Origin of the sequence: Shinella daejeonensis (assembly GCF_024281235.1) — a bacterium.
Classification (GTDB): Bacteria; Pseudomonadota; Alphaproteobacteria; order Rhizobiales; family Rhizobiaceae; genus Shinella; species Shinella daejeonensis.
Map to the genome: position 1 here is coordinate 288,226 of NZ_JAHWXY010000001.1, position 21,943 is coordinate 310,168.

General features: G+C 65.2%; 16 protein-coding genes. 8 read left to right on the top strand and 8 right to left on the bottom strand.

Going from position 1 to position 21,943, the window contains the following annotated elements; all coding sequences use genetic code 11:
* Positions 1-40: 40 nt before the first annotated feature.
* From murI to KYK29_RS01455, 3 genes are all read right to left on the bottom strand, one after another.
* On the bottom strand, positions 41-832 hold the full coding sequence (murI, locus tag KYK29_RS01445; RefSeq protein WP_254689070.1) for a glutamate racemase: 792 nt from the start codon (positions 830-832) through the stop codon (positions 41-43).
* Positions 819-1,652 carry an RNA methyltransferase gene (locus tag KYK29_RS01450; RefSeq protein ID WP_254689071.1) on the bottom strand — a complete coding sequence of 278 codons (834 nt, stop codon included), beginning with the start codon at positions 1,650-1,652 and terminating at the stop codon, positions 819-821. The genes murI and KYK29_RS01450 overlap by 14 nt, the downstream gene beginning before the upstream one ends.
* A 74-nt stretch (positions 1,653-1,726) precedes the next feature.
* On the bottom strand, positions 1,727-2,311 hold the full coding sequence (locus KYK29_RS01455; protein ID WP_254689072.1) for a hypothetical protein: 585 nt from the start codon (positions 2,309-2,311) through the stop codon (positions 1,727-1,729).
* A 219-nt stretch (positions 2,312-2,530) separates the two neighbouring features.
* On the opposite strand from KYK29_RS01455, the gene KYK29_RS01460 reads away from it, so the two are divergent.
* The 3 genes from KYK29_RS01460 to KYK29_RS01470 all read left to right on the top strand — a co-directional run bounded on the left by KYK29_RS01460 (position 2,531) and on the right by KYK29_RS01470 (position 6,292).
* On the top strand, positions 2,531-3,745 hold the full coding sequence (locus KYK29_RS01460; RefSeq protein WP_254689073.1) for an NADP-dependent isocitrate dehydrogenase: 1,215 nt from the start codon (positions 2,531-2,533) through the stop codon (positions 3,743-3,745).
* A gap of 114 nt (positions 3,746-3,859) precedes the next feature.
* Positions 3,860-4,489, top strand: coding sequence for a glutathione S-transferase family protein (locus KYK29_RS01465; protein WP_254689074.1), 630 nt, complete (start codon positions 3,860-3,862; stop codon positions 4,487-4,489).
* Positions 4,490-4,621: 132 nt separating this feature from the next.
* On the top strand, positions 4,622-6,292 hold the full coding sequence (locus KYK29_RS01470) for a SulP family inorganic anion transporter (protein ID WP_254689075.1): 1,671 nt from the start codon (positions 4,622-4,624) through the stop codon (positions 6,290-6,292).
* Positions 6,293-6,429: 137 nt separating this feature from the next.
* On the opposite strand, the gene alaS is transcribed toward KYK29_RS01470, so the two are convergent.
* Both alaS and recA read right to left on the bottom strand, forming a co-directional pair.
* Positions 6,430-9,090 carry an alanine--tRNA ligase gene (gene alaS / locus KYK29_RS01475; protein ID WP_254690048.1) on the bottom strand — a complete coding sequence of 887 codons (2,661 nt, stop codon included), beginning with the start codon at positions 9,088-9,090 and terminating at the stop codon, positions 6,430-6,432.
* 313 nt (positions 9,091-9,403) lie between these two features.
* Positions 9,404-10,492 carry a recombinase RecA gene (gene recA, locus KYK29_RS01480; protein WP_254689076.1) on the bottom strand — a complete coding sequence of 363 codons (1,089 nt, stop codon included), beginning with the start codon at positions 10,490-10,492 and terminating at the stop codon, positions 9,404-9,406.
* 241 nt (positions 10,493-10,733) lie between these two features.
* Between recA and KYK29_RS01485 the strand changes: the two genes are divergently transcribed.
* Together KYK29_RS01485 and KYK29_RS01490 are read left to right on the top strand one after the other, a co-directional pair.
* Positions 10,734-11,681 (top strand): carbohydrate kinase family protein, encoded by a 948-nt coding sequence (locus tag KYK29_RS01485; RefSeq protein WP_254689077.1) that lies wholly within the window; start codon positions 10,734-10,736, stop codon positions 11,679-11,681.
* A gap of 33 nt (positions 11,682-11,714) precedes the next feature.
* Entirely contained in the window at positions 11,715-12,641 is a 927-nt protein-coding gene (locus KYK29_RS01490) for a pseudouridine-5'-phosphate glycosidase (RefSeq protein ID WP_254689078.1), read from the top strand.
* A gap of 126 nt (positions 12,642-12,767) precedes the next feature.
* On the opposite strand, the gene KYK29_RS01495 is transcribed toward KYK29_RS01490, so the two are convergent.
* The gene (locus tag KYK29_RS01495) at positions 12,768-15,317 is read right to left on the bottom strand and encodes a methyl-accepting chemotaxis protein (protein WP_254689079.1); all 2,550 of its coding nucleotides are present in this window, start codon (positions 15,315-15,317) and stop codon (positions 12,768-12,770) included.
* A 266-nt stretch (positions 15,318-15,583) separates the two neighbouring features.
* Here KYK29_RS01495 and KYK29_RS01500 point away from each other — a divergent pair, with 266 nt between their 5' ends.
* The gene (locus KYK29_RS01500) at positions 15,584-16,489 is read left to right on the top strand and encodes a DMT family transporter (protein ID WP_254689080.1); all 906 of its coding nucleotides are present in this window, start codon (positions 15,584-15,586) and stop codon (positions 16,487-16,489) included.
* An 87-nt stretch (positions 16,490-16,576) separates the two neighbouring features.
* Positions 16,577-17,095, top strand: coding sequence for a molybdopterin-guanine dinucleotide biosynthesis protein B (gene mobB, locus KYK29_RS01505; RefSeq protein ID WP_254689081.1), 519 nt, complete (start codon positions 16,577-16,579; stop codon positions 17,093-17,095).
* Between the two features lie 48 nt (positions 17,096-17,143).
* Here the strand turns inward: mobB and cckA are convergent, their stop codons facing one another.
* Entirely contained in the window at positions 17,144-19,771 is a 2,628-nt protein-coding gene (cckA, locus tag KYK29_RS01510) for a cell cycle histidine kinase CckA (RefSeq protein ID WP_254689082.1), read from the bottom strand.
* A gap of 281 nt (positions 19,772-20,052) precedes the next feature.
* Here cckA and KYK29_RS01515 point away from each other — a divergent pair, with 281 nt between their 5' ends.
* Positions 20,053-21,057, top strand: coding sequence for a flagellar biosynthetic protein FliO (locus KYK29_RS01515; RefSeq protein ID WP_254689083.1), 1,005 nt, complete (start codon positions 20,053-20,055; stop codon positions 21,055-21,057).
* A gap of 153 nt (positions 21,058-21,210) precedes the next feature.
* On the opposite strand, the gene dksA is transcribed toward KYK29_RS01515, so the two are convergent.
* On the bottom strand, positions 21,211-21,630 hold the full coding sequence (dksA, locus tag KYK29_RS01520; RefSeq protein ID WP_437437207.1) for an RNA polymerase-binding protein DksA: 420 nt from the start codon (positions 21,628-21,630) through the stop codon (positions 21,211-21,213).
* Positions 21,631-21,943 lie beyond the last annotated feature (313 nt).

Consider the following 21,943-nt stretch of genomic DNA (forward strand, 5'->3'; position numbering starts at 1 on the left):
GTTGCCGCCCGCTTTTTCTTAACCCACAGGAATGGCGACCTCAAACCACCCTGAGCCCGAACCCCTGCATCAGCCGGCAGGTGGCGAAATCGGGCTTGCCGGAGGTGAAGATCGCAATGTCCTCACCGGGGGCGGTATCGTCGAGCGGCGGCGTCAGGCGACGGATCTGGCGGGCAATCGCCTCGGCCGGGTCCAGCCAGTCGACCGGCCAGGGGGCGAGCCGACGAAACACATTGGCCATGAAGGGGTAATGGGTGCAGGCCAGCACCACGATATCCGTCTTGCGGCCATCCCGTTCGACGAAACAGGGAGCGATCTCGTCAAGCACGGCCGCATCGGCGATCGCTTCACCGCGGATATAGGCCTCCGCCATGCGCGCGAGATTTTCCGATCCGACGAGATCGACGTCGCAGCGGCGGGCGAAAGAGGAAATGAGATCGCGCGTATAGGCGCGCTGCACGGTGCCCGGCGTCGCCAGCACCGAGACGAGGCCGGAACGCGTCCGCTCCGCCGCCGGCTTGATCGCCGGCACGGTGCCGACGAAACGCATGCCGGGAAAGGCCGCGCGCAGTTCCGCGCCGGCAAGCGTGAAGGCCGTATTGCAGGCGATGACGCTAAGTTCCGGATCGTGGTCGGCAAGCAGCCGCTTGAAGAGCGCGATGAGATGCGCCCGCAGTTCCGTCTCCGGCCAGCCGCCATAGGGAAAGCCGGCGTCATCCGCGACATAGATGAAATGTCGCTCGGGAATCAGCACCCGCGCCTCGCGCAGGACAGTCAGCCCGCCGATGCCGCTGTCGAAGACCAGAACGGGCTTTGCGCTAGTCGCCGTCACGGGAAACCTTCGGACGCCGGTTGCGCGTGCGGTTCGGGTTGGTCATGCCGCGAGGCGATTCCCGCGTGAAACGGTCGAGACAGGAGATCACGCCGCGAAGGACCTGGATTTCCGAGCCGGTGAAGGACGGACGGGTGAGGATCGCACGCAGGTTTTCCACGAGTTTCGGCTTTTTGGCGGCAGGCCGGAAATATCCGCGGGCGTCCAGCGTCTCCTCGACGTGATCAAAAAGCCCTTGCAGCTCATCCTTGCGCGCCGGCCGCTGCGGCAGGGCACCGAACGGCGTGGCCTCGACCGAGGAAAGTCCGCTCTTCATCCATTCGTAGCTCATCAGGAGAACGGCCTGCGCCAGATTGAGCGAGGCGAAGGCCGGGTTGACGGGGAAGGTCACCAGTTCGTCGGCAAGGGCGATCTCCTCGTTGGTCAGCCCCGTGCGCTCACGGCCGAAGAGGATGCCGGTCTTCTGTCCGGCCCGGAAACGTCCGCGCAGGTCATCGGCGGCGACGACCGGCGAACGCACCTCCTTGAAGCCGTAGCGATCACGCGCCGTCGTCGCATAGACGAACTCCAGATCGGCGATGGCCGTCTCCAGCGAGGGATAGACGCTCGCCGCCGCGATGACGTGATCGGCATTACTGGCCGCCGAAATCGCCTTCTCGCTCGGCCAGCCGTCCCTCGGGTTGACGAGCCGCAATTCGGCCAGGCCGAAATTCGCCATCGCACGCGCCACCATGCCGATGTTTTCGCCCAGTTGCGGGTGAACGAGAATGATCGCCGGTCCTTCGGCGATCAGCGTGCGTTCGCTGTTCGTGCCTGCCATGCCTGTCCGTCCTTGAGGGTTGCGGTTCAGTGGCACAATTGCCGGAAAATGAAAAGCGGCGATCCGCGCCGCGATCACTCCGCTCCGTCGTCCGGCATTACCTCCTGCTCGCGTCCCTCCATCCCGGCGGCGGTGATTTCCTGCATTTCCGCCTTCAGCGAACCGCCGCCTTCCGTATTCTCGCGGTCGATATCGTCGATCACCGGCCGTCCGTCTTCCTCGATCAGCGAGAAGACGAGCGTCACCGGCTTCCAGCCGGCGTCGCGGTTCTCCTCGAAGCAATAGGTATTGTCGAACGTCACGGTGACCTGCGTTTGCCCGTCCCCGGCAACCGCCTCGCCGATCGTCAGGTCCTTGAGCGCGCATCCGTCCTGCCCGCCGATGATCGGATCATAGGCGAAGGGCGAACCGTCGTCCTCATAGGCCGGATATTTCGCCGCCTGGCGGTATCTTGCGACAAAGTCGCGGCTGTAGAGCCGCTTGAGCGCATCCTCGCTGAAATAATCGACATAGGCCGGCGGTTCTTCCGAGGCGGCGTCGAAGTCCACCCAGTTGCTGGTGGCGGCGGCCATGATTTCCCTTACCGGCGCTGTCGCATCCGCGGCGAACGCCGGCAGAGGCAGGATGAGAACGAGCGCAACGAGACCGGAACGCAGCATGTATTTTCTCCCGATGGAATGAACGGCGACGCGGCGGGCCGTGGCGACTCGCCTCGATCCAACGCCGACGCGAATCGAACTTATACCGGCAGGCGGCGAAAATAAGCCCTCCGCGACCCTGGTCGGCTTTGCCTTGCGCACACGCGATGCTATAGGGCCAGTCGGCTTTCAATGCCCACGATCCGGGGCACCCTGCCCCTACAAATAACGAGGCTCCCCATGGCAAAGATCAAGGTCGCGAATCCGGTCGTCGAACTCGACGGCGACGAGATGACGCGCATCATCTGGCAGTTCATCAAGGACAAGCTGATCCACCCCTATCTGGATATCGATCTCGAATATTACGATCTGGGCATGGAAAACCGCGACGCCACCGACGACCAGGTGACGATCGATGCTGCCAACGCCATCAGGAAGCACGGCGTCGGCGTCAAATGCGCGACGATCACCCCGGATGAGGCCCGCGTCGAGGAATTCAAGCTGAAGAAGATGTGGAAGTCGCCGAACGGCACGATCCGCAACATTCTCGGCGGCGTCATCTTCCGCGAGCCGATCATCTGCAAGAACGTCCCGCGCCTCGTTCCCGGCTGGACCAAGCCGATCATCGTCGGCCGCCATGCCTTTGGCGACCAGTATCGCGCCACCGACTTCACCTTCCCCGGCAAGGGCAAGCTCTACATGAAGTTCATCGGCGAGGACGGCCAGGAAATCGAGCACGAAATCTACGACGCGCCCTCGGCCGGCGTGGCGCTCGGCATGTACAATCTCGACCAGTCGATCACCGAATTCGCCCGCGCCTCGTTCAACTACGGCCTTCAGCGCAAGGTGCCGGTCTATCTTTCGACCAAGAACACCATCCTCAAGGTCTATGACGGCCGCTTCAAGGATATCTTCCAGAAGGTCTTCGACGAGGAATTCGCCGAAAAGTTCAAGGCCGAAAAGCTCTGGTACGAACATCGCCTGATCGACGACATGGTCGCTTCGGCGCTCAAGTGGTCGGGCGGCTACGTCTGGGCCTGCAAGAACTACGACGGCGACGTGCAGTCGGATATCGTCGCGCAGGGCTTCGGCTCGCTCGGCCTGATGACGTCGGTGCTGATGACGCCGGACGGCAAGACGGTGGAAGCCGAAGCCGCCCACGGCACGGTAACGCGCCACTACCGCCAGCACGAGCGCGGCGAGGAAACCTCCACCAACTCCATCGCCTCGATCTTCGCCTGGACGCGCGGCCTCGCCCATCGCGCCAAGCTCGACGACAATACGGAACTGGCGAAATTCTCAGAAACACTGGAGCGGGTCTGCATCGAGACGGTCGAATCCGGCTTCATGACCAAGGATCTCGCGCTGCTGATCGGTCCCGATCAGCCCTGGCTTTCGACAACCGGCTTCCTCGACAAGATCGACGAAAACCTGAAAATCGCCATGGCGGCCTGACCCGGCCCCAGCGCCAACCGACGAAAGCCCGGCCCGCGCCGGGCTTTTTCATTTCTCCCGTTGTCTCCGCCCGTCTCCGGCCTATTCTTTTTCAGAGCGCATGGAGGAGATGGCATGGCCGACGAACTGGTTTTCTATACCCATCCGATGTCGCGGGGCCGCATCGTCCGCTGGATGCTCGAAGAAACAGGTGCGCGCTACCGCACGGAAATCCTCACCTTCGACGGCTCCATGAAGGAAGCCGGCTATCTGGCCGTCAATCCGCTCGGCAAGGTTCCCGCCATCCGCCACGGCGAAACGGTCGTGACCGAGGCGGCGGCCGTCTGCGCCTATCTCGCCGACGCCTTCCCTGCCGCCGGTCTTGCGCCGCCGCCGGCCGAAAGGGGCGATTATTATCGCTGGCTGTTCTTCGCCGCCGGGCCGCTGGAAATGACGGTCGCGCTGAAATGGCTGGACGTCAAGGTGCCCGACGATCGCCGCCGCGCCATCGGGTGCGGCGATTATCCGGCCGTGATGGACAGCCTGGCGCTTGCCGTCTCCCGTCATCCCTATGTGGCGGGGGATCGTTTCACCGCCGCCGATGTCTATGTGGCGTCCCACATCGCCTGGGGAACGCATTTCGGCGGCATAGAGTCCCGTCCGGCGTTTCTTGCCTATCTGGAGCGTCTGGCGACCCGTCCCGCCGCCATCCGCGCCGCCGCGCTCGACGACGCGGAGGCCGCCCGCCTGCCGGAAGCCGGATGAGCACGGCGCAGGAACCGCCGGGCGCCTGATCCGCAGCCGCAGCACGGTGCACGGCGGCCGCATTGCAAATCCGTGCGACTCGGGCTGAGATACGGCCGCCGCGATCCTTTCCCCTCGCGGCCCGGGGATGCCATGAACGATCTATTGATGCCCAAGCTCGCCACCGTCGTCAGGGAGGGCTACGGTCCCGCGCGCCTGAAGGCGGACGTGCTGGCGGGGTTGACCGTCGCGATCGTCGCCCTGCCCTTGTCGATGGCGATCGCCATCGCCTCGGGGGTCACGCCCGACCGGGGGCTCTATACCGCCATCATCGGCGGTTTCCTCGTCTCCGCGCTCGGCGGCAGCCGTTTCCAGGTCGGCGGCCCGGCCGGAGCCTTCATCGTGCTGGTCGCCGCCACGGTCACCCGGCACGGCGTGGAAGGCCTGCTGCTGGCGACGTTTTTATCCGGCCTCATGCTGACGCTCGCCGGCTATCTCCGCTTTGGAAAATACATCAAGCTCATTCCCTATCCGGTGACGGTCGGCTTTACGGCCGGCATCGCAGTCATCATCTTCGCAAGCCAGATCGCGGAACTCTTCGGTCTTCGGCTTGCCGGCGGCGAGCCGGGTCCGATCGTGGAGAAGGTGCCGGCCCTCTGGGCGGCGCGCGACAGCTTCAATCCGGCCGCCCTCGGCGTGGCGGCGCTCACCATCGGCGTCATTCTCGTTTTACGGCGGTTGCGTCCCTCCTGGCCGAACCTGCTGATCGGCGTGGCCGTCGCCGCGGCCGCCACAGCCCTGCTAGCCCTGCCGGCCGACACGATCGGGACGCGCTTCGGCGGCATTCCGCGCGGATTGCCGGTTCCGGCCCTGCCCGCCTTCTCGCCCGGCCTCGTGCTCGCCGTCCTGCCGGATGCGGTCGCCTTCACCATTCTCGGCGCCATCGAATCGCTGCTTTCCGCCGTCGTCGCCGACGGCATGACCGGACGGCGGCATCGCTCCAGCATGGAACTGATCGCCCAGGGCATCGCCAACATCGGCTCCGCGCTCTTCGGCGGCATCTGCGTGACCGGCACCATCGCCCGCACCGCGACCAATGTACGTTCCGGCGCGACGAGCCCGGTTTCGGGCATGCTGCATTCAGCCTTCCTGCTCGCCTTCATGCTTCTTGCCGCACCGCTGGCGAGCTATATCCCGCTCGCCGCGCTTGCCGGCGTGCTGGCCGTCGTCGCCTTCAACATGATCGAGCGGCCAGCGATCGCCGCCCTCATCCGCGCCTCGCGCGGCGACGCGGCCATTCTGGCCGTCACCTTTTTCCTGGTGGTGCTGCGCGACCTGACCGAAGGCATCGTCGTCGGCTTCCTGCTCGGCGCGGTGCTGTTCATCGACCGGATGGGCAAGGCGGTGGACATCCGTGCGGAAACCGTGCCCCGGACAGTGCGCGCCATGGAGAACGCCGGGGAGGATTTCGGGCAGCCGGAATCTCCCCTCGTCGCCGACGATCCGGCGACCGTCATCTACCGTATCAGCGGCGTCTTCTTCTTCGGCGCGGCGGCCAGCGTCGGCAGCGTGCTCGACCGTATCGCCGACCGGCATCGCAATTTCGTGATCGACTGCACCGAGGTGGCCCTGCTCGACTCCACCGCCGCCAGCATCGTGGAGGGCCTGATGCGCAAGGCGAAGCGCAACGGCACGCGCATCTTCATTTCCGGCCTGCGGCCGGACATGCGCCGCCTGCTGGAAGCCCACGGCATCCGGCCCCCGCATGTCACCTTCACCGACACCACCGACGAGGCCACCGCGCTCATCGCCGCGGCCGGCTGACGCCCCGACGCCTCACACCAAGACGGCGGGAAACCCGCCCGCCGTCTTTAGCGCGATTGATCCCGTTTCGGGACCGGGACAGGGGAGAAAACACAAAGCTGAAGCGACGATGCGAACAGCAAACGCCGCGACACGCCTCAGCTTGCCAAGGCGCCGGCAACGGCGTCGATCGCCTCGGCGGCTTTCGCGCCTTCCGGCCCGCCGGCCTGCGCCATGTCGGCACGGCCGCCGCCGCCCTTGCCGCCCAGCGCCTCCGAGGCGCGCCGCACCAGATCGACCGCGCTGATGCGGCCTGTCAGGTCATCGGTCACCGCGACGACGGCGCTTGCCTTGCCATCCGGCGATACGCCGACGAAGGCGACGACGCCGGAGCCGAGGCTCTTCTTGCCATCGTCGGCGAGGCTCTTCAAATCCCTCGGCTCGACGCCGGTCACCACCTTGCCGAGGAATTTCAGACCGGCAACCTCCCTGACGCCGTCATCGCCGCCGCCCGGCCCGGCCGAAAGCGCCAGCTTCTTGCGGGCGTCCGTCAGTTCGCGTTCGAGCTTGCGCCGCTCGTCGACAAGCGCCTCGACGCGGGCGATCAGTTCGGCGGGCTGCACCTTCAGGCTGCCGGCAAGCGACTTCACCCGCTCGTCCTGCTCTGCGAGATAGGCGCGGGCCGTCTCGCCCGTCAGCGCTTCCAGCCGCCGCACACCGGAGCCCACCGCGCTTTCCGAAACGATACGGACAAGGCCGATCTCGCCCGTCGCCCCGACATGGGTGCCGCCGCAGAGTTCGACCGAATAGGCCCGGCCCGCCTTGACGCCGCGCACGCCGGTGCCCATGGACACCACACGCACCTCGTCACCGTATTTTTCACCGAACAATGCCATCGCGCCCTCGGCGATCGCATCGTCGACAGTCATCAGCCGCGTCGTCACCGGCGCATTCTGGACGATGATTTCATTGGCCATGTCCTCGATGCGGGCAAGCTCCTCCCCCGTCATCGGCTTGGGATGCGAGACGTCGAAGCGCAGGCGCTCGGGCGCCACCAGAGAGCCCTTCTGGGCGACATGGGTGCCGAGAACCTCACGCAGCGCCTCATGCAGCAGGTGCGTCGCCGAATGGTTGGCCCGAAGCCGCGACCGGCGGGCGTGATCGACGGCGAGAAGGGCAGCGTCGCCAACCTTGATCACCCCGTCTTCCACCCGCACGCTGTGGACGAAAACGCCCTCGCCCTTCTTTTGCGTATCGGTGACGACGAGACGGGCATCGTCGGTGGAAATCACACCGCTGTCCCCCATCTGGCCGCCCGATTCACCGTAAAACGGCGTCTGGTTCAGCACGAGTTGAACGCTCTCGCCCGCCGAAGCGCTATCGACGACCTTGCCGTCGCGAACGATCGCCTGCACCACGCCCTCGGCGGTCTCGGTATCGTAGCCGAGGAATTCCGTGGCCCCGACCTTCTCCCCCAGTTCGAACCAAACCGTCTCGGTCGCGGCCTCGCCGGAACCCGCCCAATGGGCGCGCGCTTCCGCTTTCTGCCGCTCCATCGCATCGGTGAAGCCGGAAAGATCGACGCCGATGCCGCGGCCGCGCAGCGCATCCTGCGTAAGATCGAGCGGGAAGCCATAGGTGTCATAGAGCTTGAAGGCGGTTTCCCCGTCCAGCGTCGCGCCCTTGTGAAGGGTCGACGTCGCCTCCGACAGCAGGGTCAGGCCACGCTCCAGCGTCGTGCGGAAACGGGTCTCCTCCAGCTTCAGCGTCTCGGAGATCAGCGCTTCGGCGCGTTGCAATTCCGGATAGGCCCGGCCCATCTCGCCGACCAGCACCGGCAGCAGCCGCCACATCAGCGGATCCTTCGCGCCGAGAAGCTGGGCATGGCGCATGGCGCGGCGCATGATACGGCGCAGGACATAGCCGCGACCGTCCTTGGCCGGCAGCACGCCGTCGGCGATCAGAAACGCCGAGGACCGCAGATGGTCGGCGATGACGCGGTGGCTGGCCCTCGCCTCGCCCTCCGCCGCGACGCCGGTCGCCTCGACGGAAGCGGCAATCAGCGCCTGGAACAGGTCGATGTCGTAATTGTCGTGCTTGCCTTGCAGCAAGGCCGCGACACGCTCGATCCCCATGCCGGTATCGATCGAGGGACGCGGCAGGTCGACGCGCTGCTCCTTCGTCACCTGCTCGTATTGCATGAAAACGAGGTTCCAGATTTCGATGAAGCGGTCGCCGTCCTCGTCCGGCGAGCCGGGCGGGCCGCCCCAGATGTGATCGCCGTGATCGTAGAAGATTTCCGAACAGGGACCGCAGGGGCCGGTATCGCCCATCGCCCAGAAATTGTCGCTCGTCGGGATCCGAATGATACGGTCGTCCGACAGACCCGCGATCTTTTTCCACAGGTCGAAGGCCTGATCGTCCGTGTGATAGACCGTGACGAGCAGCCGGTTCCGGTCGATGCCGAACTCCCGGGTGATCAGGTTCCACGCAAGCTCGATCGCCTGCTCCTTGAAATAATCGCCAAAGGAGAAATTTCCGAGCATCTCGAAGAACGTATGGTGGCGCGCGGTATAGCCGACATTGTCGAGGTCGTTGTGCTTGCCGCCGGCACGCACGCATTTCTGCGCGGTCACCGCCGTGGAATAGGGACGCGTCTCGAGACCGGTGAAGACGTTCTTGAACTGCACCATTCCGGCGTTGGTGAACATCAGCGTCGGGTCGTTTCTCGGAACGAGCGGGCTGGACGGCACGATCTCGTGTCCGTTCTTGCGAAAATAGTCGAGAAACGTCGACCGGATTTCATTCACGCCGCTCATCTTGCGTCCTTCATATTGCATCGAAGGCGCCTGAACGCGGCGCTTCGCCCACCAGTTTTCCGGCACGGAGGAAAAACGTCCGCCGGCCCGGGCGCGCGCCGGAAAGACCGCCATCCGGTCCTTCCTTATGCGTATCCCGTCGAAAGCACATACGGTTTCGAGCGCCGCCGGAATGACGGGCTTGCCCGCATGTGCGAGAATTCAAGGCTTTTATCGTTCGCCTCGACGGCTGTCCAGAGACGAAAAACCGGCCCGTTCCGAAGGAACAGGCCGGCCATTCAAGGTTCTTCATCCGGGTCGCCCCGGTTCTGAATTACAATTCCGCCGCGTCGTCGCCGTCGTTCGGATCCGGCCCGCCGTTCTCCAGGAACCGGTCGGCGATGAGCCCGGCATTCTGGCGCAGCGCCGTCTCGATCTCGCGGGCGAGATCGGGATTGTCGCGCAGGAAGTTCTTGGCGTTCTCCCGGCCCTGCCCGAGGCGCTGGCTGTTATAGGAAAACCAGGCGCCCGACTTCTCGACGATGCCGGCCTTGACGCCGAGGTCGATCAATTCGCCGGTCTTGGAAACGCCCTCGCCATACATGATGTCGAATTCGACCTGCTTGAAGGGCGGAGCCATCTTGTTCTTGACGACCTTGACGCGGGTCTGGTTGCCGATCACCTCGTCGCGCTCCTTGACCGCGCCGATACGGCGGATGTCGAGGCGGACCGAGGCGTAGAACTTGAGCGCGTTGCCGCCCGTCGTGGTTTCCGGCGAACCGAACATCACGCCGATCTTCATGCGGATCTGGTTGATGAAGATCACCATCGTATTGGATTTGGAGATCGAGGCGGTCAGCTTGCGCAGCGCCTGGCTCATCAGACGGGCCTGAAGGCCCGGCAGGCTGTCGCCCATCTCACCCTCGATTTCGGCGCGCGGCGTCAGCGCCGCCACCGAGTCGATGACCAGCACGTCGATCGCGCCGGAGCGCACCAGCGTATCGGTGATCTCCAGCGCCTGCTCGCCGGTGTCCGGCTGGGAGATGAGAAGGTTCTCAAGGTCGACGCCCAGCTTGCGGGCATAGACCGGATCGAGCGCATGCTCCGCGTCGACGAAAGCGCAGATGCCGCCCTTCTTCTGCGCCTCGGCGATCGTTTGCAGCGCCAGCGTCGTCTTGCCCGAGCTTTCCGGCCCGTAGATCTCTATGATACGCCCCTTCGGCAGGCCACCGACCCCAAGCGCGATATCGAGGCTGAGCGAGCCTGTCGGGACCGTCTCGATCTCGACCACGCTGTCCTTGGAGCCGAGCTTCATGATGGAGCCCTTGCCAAAGGAGCGCTCGATCTGGGAGAGCGCCGCTTCGAGTGCCTTGCTTTTGTCCACTGCTTTATCCTCTACGAGCCGCAAAGTGTTCTGTGCCATTCTGTCCACCTTTAGGTTATTGGAACAAGACAGGCAATGAACCCGCCGATACACGCTATGTACACCCTTTGTTCTCATTCCGCAAGAGAGCTACATCCGGTTGAATCGTTTCATAAATCCCATGTATGTTCTTTTTTTGTTTCAAACCGCGCAAAAGGCGGGGAAATTCGCCACCGATTCGCCGTTGCAGCCGTCTGAACGGCGCGAATCGGCCGGAGGCCGCGACGATTGAGGGACGACGATGACGGGCAGAACGATCCTGGTCATGGGCGGCGCGCATGTGGACCGCCGCGGGCGCATCGCCGGCGACACGGCGCCGGGAGCCAGCAATCCCGGCTCCTGGCTCGTTGAAGCCGGCGGCGGCGGCTTCAATGTGGCGCGCAATCTCGCCCGTCTTCGGCATGCGGTGCGGCTGGTGTCGCCCCGCGGCGGCGATCCGGAAGGCGAACTCGTCGCGACGGCCGCGCTTGCCGCCGGCGTCGAGGATACGCCTTTCGTCTTCCTCGACCGGGCGACGCCGAGCTATACGGCGATCATCGAGCGCAACGGCGATCTGGTGATCGCGCTTGCCGACATGGATCTCTACCGGCTCTTTTCTCCCCGCCGTCTGGAGCAGCGCGCCATGCGCGCGGCCATCGCCGCCGCCGACCTCGTGGTGACCGACGCCAACCTGCCGGCCGAAACGCTGACCCGGCTGGCACATGCCGCGAAGGCGGCGCATACGCCGCTTGCCGGCATCGCCATTTCCCCGGCGAAGGTCGGCCGGTTCCGCGCGGCGCTGGACTCGCTTGCCTTTCTTTTCATGAACGAGGCGGAGGCGCGGGCCCTGACGGGCGCGACACCGGCTGAAACCGCCGGCTGGCCGGACCTGCTGCGAAAGTCGGGTCTTGCCGCCGGCGTCGTCACGCGCGGCAGCCGCGAGGCCGTCGCCTTCGACCGGCAGACGGCCGTCCTCGTCCGGCCGCCGCAGATTGCCGGGCTTTGCGACGTGACCGGCGCGGGCGATGCGCTCGCTTCCGGCTTCCTCGACGCCTGGCTGGCCGGCGGTCCGCCGGGCGAGGCCCTGCGCCGCGGGGTCGCAGCGGCGGCCATTGCGCTGCGCTCGCCCCGCGCCGTCGCCGAAAACATGTCCGGGGACGCGATCGCCGCGGCACTCGCCCATGTACCGCCGGCCGAAATTCTGCCATGAGACTCTTTTGCCGACATTCCGCGAGGATATCGTATGACCAGATCCGCCTCCCCCGCCCTGCCGATCGCATATTCGCAGGAGGTCGCCGCCGCCCGGGCCCGCGCCGCGCCGCTCGTCGCGCTCGAATCGACGATCATCACTCACGGCATGCCCTATCCCGGCAATCTTGACATGGCGCGCAGCGTGGAGAGCATCATCCGCGCCGAGGGCGCGGTGCCGGCGACCATCGCGGTCATCGACGGCGTTCTGCATATCGGTCTCGAGACCGCGCAACTGGAAGCGCTGGCGCAGACCGACGGCGCGATGAAGCTGTCGCGCGCCGATCTCGCCTTCGCCATCGCCGAGCGGCGCACCGGCGCGACGACGGTCGCCGCCACGATGATCGCCGCCGCCCGGGCCGGCATCCGGGTCTTTGCGACCGGCGGCATCGGCGGTGTGCACCGCAAGGCCGAGGAAACCTTCGATATTTCCGCCGACCTCGAGGAATTGTCGCGCACCGGCGTCATCGTCGTCTGCGCCGGCCCCAAGGCCATCCTCGACATTCCGAAGACGCTGGAGGTCCTGGAAACGCGGGGCGTGCCGGTGGTCAGCTACGACAGCCCGGTTTTCCCGGCCTTCTGGTCGCGCGATTCCGGCCTGCCGAGCCCGCTGATGCTGAACAGCCCCGCCGCCATCGCCAATTTCCAGAAGACACGCGACCAGCTCGGGGTGGACGGCGGCATGCTGATCGCCAATCCCGTACCGGCGGAAAGCGAAATCCCGCGCGAGGAAATGGAGATCTATATCACCCGCGCATTGGACAATGCCGAACGCGACGAGATCGCCGGCAAGGAGGTCACCCCCTATCTGCTCGACGCGCTGTTCCGCCTGACGGACGGCCGGAGCCTTGCGACCAATATCGCGCTGGTGGAAAACAACGCCCGCCTGGCGGCGGAAATCGCGGTGGCCCTGAGCGAATAGTCCTTTCCGAAGGCATGCATGAAAGAGGCCGGGGAACGCTCCCCGGCCTCTTTCTGCTTGACGATATCCGTTTCGCCTTTGGGTCCTTGCTCCGTGTAGCCGGAAGGCGGCCCGCAGAACCTGCGCTCAGGCGGCGGCGCCCGCGCGGCGGTCGGTCAAGCCGCCGCCATAGCCCTGCGGATCGCGCGTGCGGAAATGGTCGATCTTGTCGGTCAGTTCCTCCACCCGGCGACGCAAACCGTGGATTTCGGCGGTGTTTTCCTCGACCATGGCGGCATTCTGCTGCGTGATGAGCTCGACCTCTTGAACCGCCTGGTTCACCTCGTTCAAGCCCTGATACTGCTCGGCCGCCGCCGCCTCGATGCCACCGACGAGTTCGTGGATCGAGGAGATCTGCGCGTTGATCACGGTCAGCGCCTGACCGGTCTCGGTGACGAGCGCCACGCCGTTCTTGACCTGTACGGAGCTGTCGGAAATCAGCCCCTTGATCTCGCGGGCCGCACCGGCGCACCGCTGCGCGAGTTCACGCACCTCCTGCGCGACGACGGCGAAGCCGCGCCCCGCCTCGCCGGCCCGGGCAGCCTCCACGCCGGCATTGAGCGCCAGCAGGTTGGTCTGGAAGGCGATCTCGTCGATAACGCCGATGATCGTGCCGATCCGCTCGGAGGAATGCCTGATCTCGTCCATGGCGCTGACCGCTCTTGCGACCACCTCGCCGGAACGGATCGCGTAATCATGCGTCTCGTCGACGGAAGCCGCCGTCTTTTGCGCGCTTTCAGCCGTGGTCCGGACGATATCGGTCAGTTGGCGCAGCGCCCGCGAGCTTTCCTCCAGCGCCGCCGCCTGCTGTTCGGTACGGCGCGCGAGATCGTCGGCCGAAGCGGCGAGGTTCCCCGTACCGCCGTTGATCTCCACCGTCGCCGCACGCACGTCGGAGAGCGTGGCGCGCAGCGCCTCCACGGCATTGTTGTAAGTGCGGGCCATGGCGACGTAATCGGCCGCCAGCGCCTCGGTCATGCTTTCTTCCAGATTGCCGGCGGCAAGCTGGCCGAGCACATCCGACAGCGCCGTCAGCGCCTCGTTCTGCTCCGCTTCGATACGCGCCCGCTCCGCGGCGCGGCGTGCCTCATCCTCGGCGGAGAGGCGGCGCTGCGTCTCGGCCGCCTCTTCTAGGCGGATATTCTCCCGCGCCGCATCGCGGAAGACGGCGACCGAGCGCACCATGTCGCCGATCTCGTCGCCGCGATGACGGCCGTCGATACGGATATCAAGGTCGCCGCCGGCCAGCCGCGACATGGCTTCGGTCACGCGCTTGAGGGGCCCGCGCAGCGTTTCTACCAGCATCAGACCGCCGATGACGGCAAGAATCGTTCCAGCGATCATCGCGAAGATCGACACATTGGCGGAGCGCTCGCTATCCTGCCTGCCGGCCTCCTGCGCACTGGAGACGAAGTTTTCCAGCGTCTGGCTGGCTTCGGCCACGAGCCCGTGGGCTTCGGCGCGCGCCGCCCGCCATTTCTCGCCCACGGCGATAAGCTGCTGCGTCCCGTCCTCGATGCGGTCGAGCGAAGGCGCAAGCTTGCCGGAAAGCCCGTGGAGCGCGGCGTTCTTCGCGCCGCGCTTGGATAGTTCCGCCGCAGTGGCCGAAATCCGGGTGATGGCCGAAAGAACCGCCTCACGCGTCTCGTCCCCGAGATGGCGATGCAGTTCGCTGATATGGAAGCGGGTATCGTCGACGCCCTTGAAGGTGCTGCTCATCAGCCCGATCAGCGTCTTCAACTGCGAAATTTCCGCATCCATGCCGACGAAACGCCGCGCGGCGGTGTCGGAATTCTCGCCCGCCGCCTTGACGAAGTCGGCCTCGAATTTCGACAGCTTTGCAAGCACCGGTACGAAGGCCGATTTCTTCGCGTCCAGATCGTCGCTGCTGGCGAGAATGGACTTGATGGCCGCGATCTCGGCATCGAGCGGTTCGATCCCCTCCAGCGCCTTCGGCGAGGCGATCGATTTGGATTCGGCCAGTTGCTTGACGAGATGCGGCAGATAGGTGTCGGCCGCCTTGACCTTGTCCTCCGGCTTCATGGCGAGCGCGACCGGCTTGCGGAGCTTGCCGATGCGCTCGGCAAGCCCCTGATAGGCGGCGGCATCGAAAAGCAGCGTCTTGGCGAAAACTTCCTTGGCGTTCGATTCGCTGCGCAGCACCGCGATCTGCTTTTCCGCAAATTCACTGTCGTGCATCATCGTGGCAAGCGCATCGTCGAGCGCGGCCGTGACGGCGCGGCGCTCCCCGTCCACCGCCCACAGCGTTTCGGTCTGCGCCCGCATCCTGTCGGCAAGCGCCACGACGGAGGCGATCTTCTCCCGTTGCGCATCCTCATGCAACAGGTCCTCCAGCGACCGGATGCCGGCCTCCTGCTCGTCGATGCGCCCGATAAGGACGTCGCGTGTCTCCGGCCCGGGCCGGTCGATAAAATCCTGAAGGCCGGTGCGCAGATTCTGGAAATCGGAAAGACTTTTGATCGTCTCGCGCGTCACGGTCATATGCCCGTTCAACGTGCGGGCCGTGAAGAGGCCGGCAAGGCCCACTCCGGCGATAAGCACGACGAGCGGCACCACGAAAAGCAGCACTTTCGTGACGATCCGCCGCTGCTGGAGCAATCGGTCGATGAAAGACATGGGGTTCCCCGGGTTCTTCTTTGTTTTTTCATGATCCCGCCGGGCGGCGCGAAAAGCCGTTGGAGGCCGCACCCGTCGCATCATGCGAGGTCAGTCCGGGATTGCAAGACGATAGAGAGGGAAGCTTAATGAAACCCTTCGCGCAAACCACCGGATTTCCGGGCATCGCGCCCCTCAGTCCATCTTTTGCATAGCCCGTCGTTCTGGCCATGGCGCAAAGCCGGAATTGTGCCTATGAGTGAAGAAAATCGCTCGGAATCATCTCCATGGCTCTTGACGGAAATGCCAGAGGCGCGCTGTTCATGGTGATCGCCATGGCGAGCTTCACCTGCAACGACGCATTCGTCAAATCGGTGACCGGCGAGTTACCGGTCGCGCAGATCATGTTCGTCCGTGGCGCCATGACGACGGCGATCGTTCTGGCGATCGCCCTCTGGATGGGCGCGCTGGCGCCGCTGCGCTCCATCCTGCAACCGGCGATGGCGCTGCGGGTCGTGGCCGAAATCGTGGCCTCCCTCACCTATATTTCCGCCCTCGGCGCGATGCCTTTCGCCAATACCGTGTCAATTCTACAGGCGCTGCCGCTCGCCGTTACCCTCGGCGCAGCGCTCTTTCTCGGCGAGATCGTCGGCTGGCGGCGCTGGCTTGCCATCTTCGCCGGCTTTGCCGGCGTCCTCATCGTCATGCGGCCGGGACCGGAAGGTTTTTCCATGGCGTCCTTCTTCGTCGTCGCCTCGGTTATCGGCGCAGCCACGCGGGACCTGTGTACACGACGCATCCGCCGCGACATTTCCTCCCTCTTCATCAGCCTGACCACGGCCGTTTCGCTAACGCTGACGAGCGCCTTGCTGATACCGGTGACCGGTGGCTGGCAGCCGCTGTCCGGCGAAGCCTTCTTCAAGCTCGCAGGCGCAAGCGCACTGCTCTTCGTCGGCTATCAGACCATCGTTTTCGCCATGCGCGTCGGCGATATCTCCTTCGTCGCCCCGTTTCGCTACACCAGCCTGCTCTGGGCGCTGACGATCGGCTTCCTCGTCTTTGCCGAAGTGCCAGACCTCTGGATGATCGCGGGCGTCGCGATCATCGTGGCCTCCGGCCTCTACACGTTCTACCGTGAAAACCGCCGGCGCGTGAAAGGCGTCGCGCAGGCATGCGAACCACGCTCGCCATGATGTTTCCGGTGGTGGAGATCCCTTTTTCAACATCGGTCTGTCGGGCAATCCCGCCGATACGGAAATCCGGTTATGGTTTTTGAAACGATGAGCACACCGAAAATCTTCGGCATTGCCGGATGGAAGAACTCCGGCAAGACCGGTCTGGCGGTCCGGCTGGTCAGCGAACTGGTGGCGCGCGGCTATCGCGTCTCGACGATCAAGCACGCCCATCACGATTTCGACATCGACAAGGTGGGGGCGGACAGCTTTCGCCACCGCCAGGCCGGCGCCCATGAGGTGACGATCGTCTCCGGCACCCGCTACGCCATCATGCACGAATTGCGCGGCGCGCCGGAACCGGCCTTCTCGGAAATCCTGGCGCGGATCGCGCCCTGCGACATCGTGCTGATCGAAGGCTACAAGCGCGAGCCGATCCCGAAGATCGAGGCACGCCGGCGGGAGGCCGCCAACCGCACGCCGCTTGCCGACGAAGATCCGCATATCGTGGCGATCGCCGCCGACCATCCGGTGACCGGCACCGCGCTTCCCGTCTTCGATCTCGACGATACAGTCGCAATTGCCGATTTCGTGGTGGCCGTCACCGGATTGGCGAAGCCGGACTGAATGCGCCATCGGGCGCGGGGCTCCCGCCGGCGCCTGCCGACCGAAAGCTTACGAATCCAGCATTTCCCGCACCGCCTCGGCCAGTTGTTTCAGCGAGAAGGGTTTCGGCAGGAAACCGAATTTGGCCTCGGCCGGCAGGTTGCGCGCAAAAGCATCCTCGGCATAGCCGGAAACGAAGATGAACTTCAGGTCCGGATAGGACTTGCGCAATTCGCGCAGCAGTGTCGGCCCGTCCATCTCCGGCATCACCACGTCGGACACGACGATATCGACCGCGCCGCCGAGTTCCTCCATGATATCGAGCGCCTCGATGCCGGATCCGGCTTCATGAACGGTATAGCCGCGCGTTTCGAGCATCCGCTTGCCGCCGCGCCGGACGGCTTCCTCGTCCTCGACGAGCAGAACCACCGCCGAATCGCCCGTCAGATCGCGCGGCTCCTTCTCGGGACCGCCGGACGCCGACCCCGTACCGGCCGAAGTCCCGGTCCCGGCCTGATCAACGGCCAGGGACGCGACGTCGGTTTCCGCCGGCAACGCCTCTTCCTCATGCCGCGGCATGAGGATGCGGAACGTCGTGCCCTTGCCCACGTCCGACTCGAGATAGATATAGCCGCCCGATTGCCGGACGATGCCGTAGACCATCGAGAGGCCGAGGCCCGTGCCCTTGCCCACCTCCTTCGTCGTGAAGAAGGGCTCGAAGATCTTGTCGATGATTTCCTGCGGAATGCCGGTTCCCTCGTCGGCGATCTCGACCTCCACGAGATCGCCCGGCGGCAGGTCGCGCAGGTTGCGCGCCATGGCCTCCGTCTCCGGAACGTTGCGGGTGCGGAATGTGAGGGTGCCGCCGTCGGGCATCGCATCGCGCGCGTTGACCGCCAGATTGATCAGCACCTGTTCGAACTGGCCGAGATCGGTCTTCACCGGCCAGAGGTCGCGGCCGTACTCCACATTGATCTTGACGTTCGTGCCTGTCATGCGGTCGACGAGCATGCGCAGGTCGCCGATGACGTCGGTCAGGTTGAGCACGGTCGGGCGCATGGTCTGCTTGCGCGAGAAGGCGAGAAGCTGGCGCACCAGAACCGCGGCGCGATTGGCGTTGCGCTTGATCTCCATCAGGTCCGCGAAGCTCGCATCGGACGGACGCGCCGAAAGCAGCAGGTGATCCGACGACAGCAGGATCGCCGTCAGCACGTTGTTGAAGTCATGCGCGATCCCGCCGGCGAGCGTTCCGACGGCGTTCATCTTCTGCGTCTGCGCCATCTGTGTCTCGAGCGCCTTCTGCTCGGTGGTCTCGACCGCATAGACGATGGCCGCCTCTTCCGGCGCCTCGTCGCTCTGGTCGATGACGGCGTTCACATAGAAGCGGAAATGCCGCCCGTCGTCGGACGGATGCAGGGAGTCGATCGGCGCGATGTCGCTCTGCCGGTCGCGCGCGGCGTCGAGGCCGGCCTGCATGCGGGCCCGGTCGGCCGGATGGATGATGGAATCGATGCGGATGCCGCGATCGATATCGTCCCGCGTGACGATGCCGGAAAACAGTTTCAGGAATGGCGCGTTGGTCCGCAGGATACGCCCGTCGCCATCGACCGAGGCGATGGCCATCGGCGTATTGTTGAAAAAGCGCGTGAAGCGCATGGAGGCGATCGAGGCGGATTGGTCGCGTTCGCCGCCTTCCTCGCGCGCCAGGACGATGGTGCGGCTTTCGCCCGGTGCGCCGTCGCGCGTCGTCGAAACGCGATGGACGAGACGCACGGGCAGGCTGCGGCCGTTCGACTTGCGCAGGTCGAGATCGAGCGTTCCGGTCTTCTTGAGGCCGGGCTCGGCCTGCACCGACTGGATCAGCGCCAGCCCCTCGCCCGCCACCAGATCGCCGATGGCGAGCGATCCCGGCTGGAACTTCGCCAGGTCGATGCCCAGCCATTCGGCGAGCGTGGCGTTGAGATAGACGACCTCACCCTTGCGGCCGGCCGAGAAGAAACCGGCCGGCGCGTGGTCGAGGTAATCGATCGCGTTCTGCAATTCCTTGAAGAAGCGCTCCTGATCCTCGCGCTCGTAACTGATGTCGGAGACCTGCCATATATAGAGCGGCGGCCCCTTTTTCTGCCGGTCGGGAAGAACCCTGGCCTTGAGGCGATACCAATGCGCGCCGGTGGCGCTGCTGGTCTCGGGGTTCAGCGGCTTCATGAGGCGGAATTCCTCAGCCCCTTCCTTGCCCTCGTGCAAACCGTTGGTCAGCCGGTAGACGGCCTCGGTCGAATCCCGGTTGCGCGACAGCAGTGTCTCCAGCGTCTGCACGTCCGCCTCGCCGGTCGCTCCCGTCATCGCCCCATAGGCGGCGTTGGCATAGACGACACGGCCCTTGCGATCGGTGATCAATGTGCCGTCGGGATGGGAATCGAGAAAACGGCGCGCCAGTTCGTCCGAGCCTTCAGACTGCGGCATGACCTCGATAAAGCCGATCAGCGCCGAAACGACGAAGAAGATGCCCGCCATCGCGAGCACGCCCAGAACGCCCAGCACGATCTCGTTTTCAAGCTGGTTCTTGAAGACGATGAAGGCGCCGGCCGAAGCCGTCAGCACGATGGCCAGAAGAACGATGCGCAGCACCAGCGCCGGCCGCACGCCGCGGTCCACTATGGGCGAGATGTCCTCGCCAGGCCGCCTGTTCTTCGTCATCGATCCCTCGTCCAAGAGTCTGCCCGCTGGCGTTTCCCGCCGGGCCTGCCTCCAGAATCATGTTTATCTGCCCGAGGGAAGCGCAAAAAGCCGCCAATGGGAAGCAAGAGGGCGAATTCACAGGGAATATTACACCGGCAGCACCGGAAATTCCCGACGGCTCAGGCGCGATCCACCGATGGACGGGGACAATCCGCGCTGGACAACCGCGTCCGGCGGCTTGTAGGAGCCCGAAAAAAGCCGTCAAATGCCGCCACTGTGCCGAAAAGGAGCCCCACCCCATGTTCGAACAGATTCTTGCCGACAACGGCACGAAATTCGCGGTCGCAGCCGTCGTGGTGCTGCTCGGCCTTCTCTGCCTGGCGCTGGTGCTGTGGATCGTCCGGGGACGCCCCTCCTCTCCCTTCATCCGCGGCGGCCGCAACCGCACGCCACGTCTCGCCGTGCTGGACGCCGCCGCCATCGATACGCGCCGGCGGCTCGTTTTGCTGCGCCGCGACGACGTCGAGCATCTCGTCATGATCGGCGGCCCGACCGATATCGTGATCGAAACACGGATCGTCGGCGCATCGCCCGCGACGGTGGTGGCCGAGGCTCAGCCTGCCGCGGCGGACGCTCCATCCGCCCGCCCGCCGGCGGCCGCCAGAACAGCGGCGCGCATCACGCCGCGCCCCGTCCAGACGCCTGAAACCGTCTCCGGCATGGGGAAGGTGCTTTACGCCGGCGACGAGACCGAGGCATCCCACCCATCGCGCATACCGGCACCGGCACCGGCGCAGGCCCCGACGCGCCCGCAGCCCGTCTCGGGGCCACCCCCGGCCCAGTCCGCGCCGCGGGAAGCCGTTCAGCCGCCGCCCGCCGCGACATCCGCACGTCCGCCTGCCGATCCGCTTCGGCCCGGCGCCTCCATGCCGGAACGCCGGGCCGAAGCGATGCTGGAGGAAGCGCGGCAGCGCGTTCTGCCGACCGGCCCCGCGCCGCAGGCCGCTTCACCCCGTCCGGCTCCGCCTCATGCATCCGCCGCCGCTGCGGCCGCCCCTCAGGCGGCAATCACCAATCCCGCCGCCAGCGCCGCCGACAATCCGGCCCTCGTCAGCGAGTTTGAAAAGATGCTCGAAGCGGAAATGGAAGCCGCCGCGCCACGCCTGACGCCGCAGCAGATTCAGGCGACCGCGCTCGGGGCGGCGAATGCCGCAAACAGCCAGCCCGACGCAAGAACACGCGAAGAAACCGAAGCGGAGATGGCCCGCCTGCTGGGCGAGATCGCCGTCAACCGAAAGAACTGATCCTCGACGACCCGCAACCAAAAACCGGAATGCCGCCCGGCCGAGCCGGGCGGCATTCTTTTCCGGGATGGCGTTCGATATCCATCGCCTCCCGCCGTTGCCGGCGGCGGGCATGAAAGACGGGCGCGCCGCTTTTCGCCGCGCCGTGACCCTTCACTCGTCGCGATACACCTTTTCGCGGCGCTCGTGACGCTCCTGCGCTTCGATCGACAAGGTGGCGATCGGCCGGGCGTCGAGGCGCTTGAGGCCGATCGGCTCGCCGGTCTCCTCGCAATAGCCGTAGGTTCCCTCGTCCAGACGCTGCAACGCCGCATCGATCTTGGAGATCAGCTTGCGCTGCCTGTCACGCGCGCGCAACTCGATGGCGCGGTCTGTTTCGGAGGAAGCCCGGTCGGCGAGATCCGGGTGGTTGGCGCTTTCTTCCGCCAGATGGTCGAGGGTTTCGCGCGCTTCGCGCAGAATGTCGTTTTTCCAGGCGTTGAGCTTTGCTCGGAAGTAAGCCCGCTGGCTGACATTCATGAAATCCCCACCCTCATCCAGGACGGCATTTCTAAGATCGATCTTCTCACTCACGCGATTCTCCTGAAGAACATCTCAAGGGGCGCTGTATATCCCCACAGATAATGCGATTCAAGCCTTCCGGGGATTGCCCACGCATTTATGATCTGCCCGTTTCTTCACCTCCAAACGACCAATATTTCATCACGATTACAATGGGATGGCAAATCGATGAAAAAGCGGAAGCAAAACTGTGGATTTTCATCGCCTGAAGACCGCCGCGGCGGGCCGGCCCTGGTGAGGGACACCGGCCGGCCGCAGTGCGAAAGCGGTTGATCTTTTCCGGCAGGAACGACAGAAATCACCGGGAGCGCATTCCGCGCCGCAT

Excerpts from the sequence above, each read along its gene's own strand:
- KYK29_RS01500 (WP_254689080.1), top strand. The coding sequence starts at position 15,584 with ATGGCTCTTGACGGAAATGCCAGAGGCGCGCTGTTCATGGTGATCGCC.
- KYK29_RS01460 (WP_254689073.1), top strand. The coding sequence starts at position 2,531 with ATGGCAAAGATCAAGGTCGCGAATCCGGTCGTCGAACTCGACGGCGAC.
- KYK29_RS01490 (WP_254689078.1), top strand. The coding sequence starts at position 11,715 with ATGACCAGATCCGCCTCCCCCGCCCTGCCGATCGCATATTCGCAGGAG.
- recA (WP_254689076.1), bottom strand. The coding sequence starts at position 10,492 with ATGGCACAGAACACTTTGCGGCTCGTAGAGGATAAAGCAGTGGACAAA.
- KYK29_RS01495 (WP_254689079.1), bottom strand. The coding sequence starts at position 15,317 with ATGTCTTTCATCGACCGATTGCTCCAGCAGCGGCGGATCGTCACGAAA.
- mobB (WP_254689081.1), top strand. The coding sequence starts at position 16,577 with ATGAGCACACCGAAAATCTTCGGCATTGCCGGATGGAAGAACTCCGGC.
- KYK29_RS01470 (WP_254689075.1), top strand. The coding sequence starts at position 4,622 with ATGAACGATCTATTGATGCCCAAGCTCGCCACCGTCGTCAGGGAGGGC.
- KYK29_RS01455 (WP_254689072.1), bottom strand. The coding sequence starts at position 2,311 with ATGCTGCGTTCCGGTCTCGTTGCGCTCGTTCTCATCCTGCCTCTGCCG.
- KYK29_RS01485 (WP_254689077.1), top strand. The coding sequence starts at position 10,734 with ATGACGGGCAGAACGATCCTGGTCATGGGCGGCGCGCATGTGGACCGC.
- alaS (WP_254690048.1), bottom strand. The coding sequence starts at position 9,090 with ATGAGCGGCGTGAATGAAATCCGGTCGACGTTTCTCGACTATTTTCGC.
- cckA (WP_254689082.1), bottom strand. The coding sequence starts at position 19,771 with ATGACGAAGAACAGGCGGCCTGGCGAGGACATCTCGCCCATAGTGGAC.
- KYK29_RS01450 (WP_254689071.1), bottom strand. The coding sequence starts at position 1,652 with ATGGCAGGCACGAACAGCGAACGCACGCTGATCGCCGAAGGACCGGCG.
- KYK29_RS01465 (WP_254689074.1), top strand. The coding sequence starts at position 3,860 with ATGGCCGACGAACTGGTTTTCTATACCCATCCGATGTCGCGGGGCCGC.
- KYK29_RS01515 (WP_254689083.1), top strand. The coding sequence starts at position 20,053 with ATGTTCGAACAGATTCTTGCCGACAACGGCACGAAATTCGCGGTCGCA.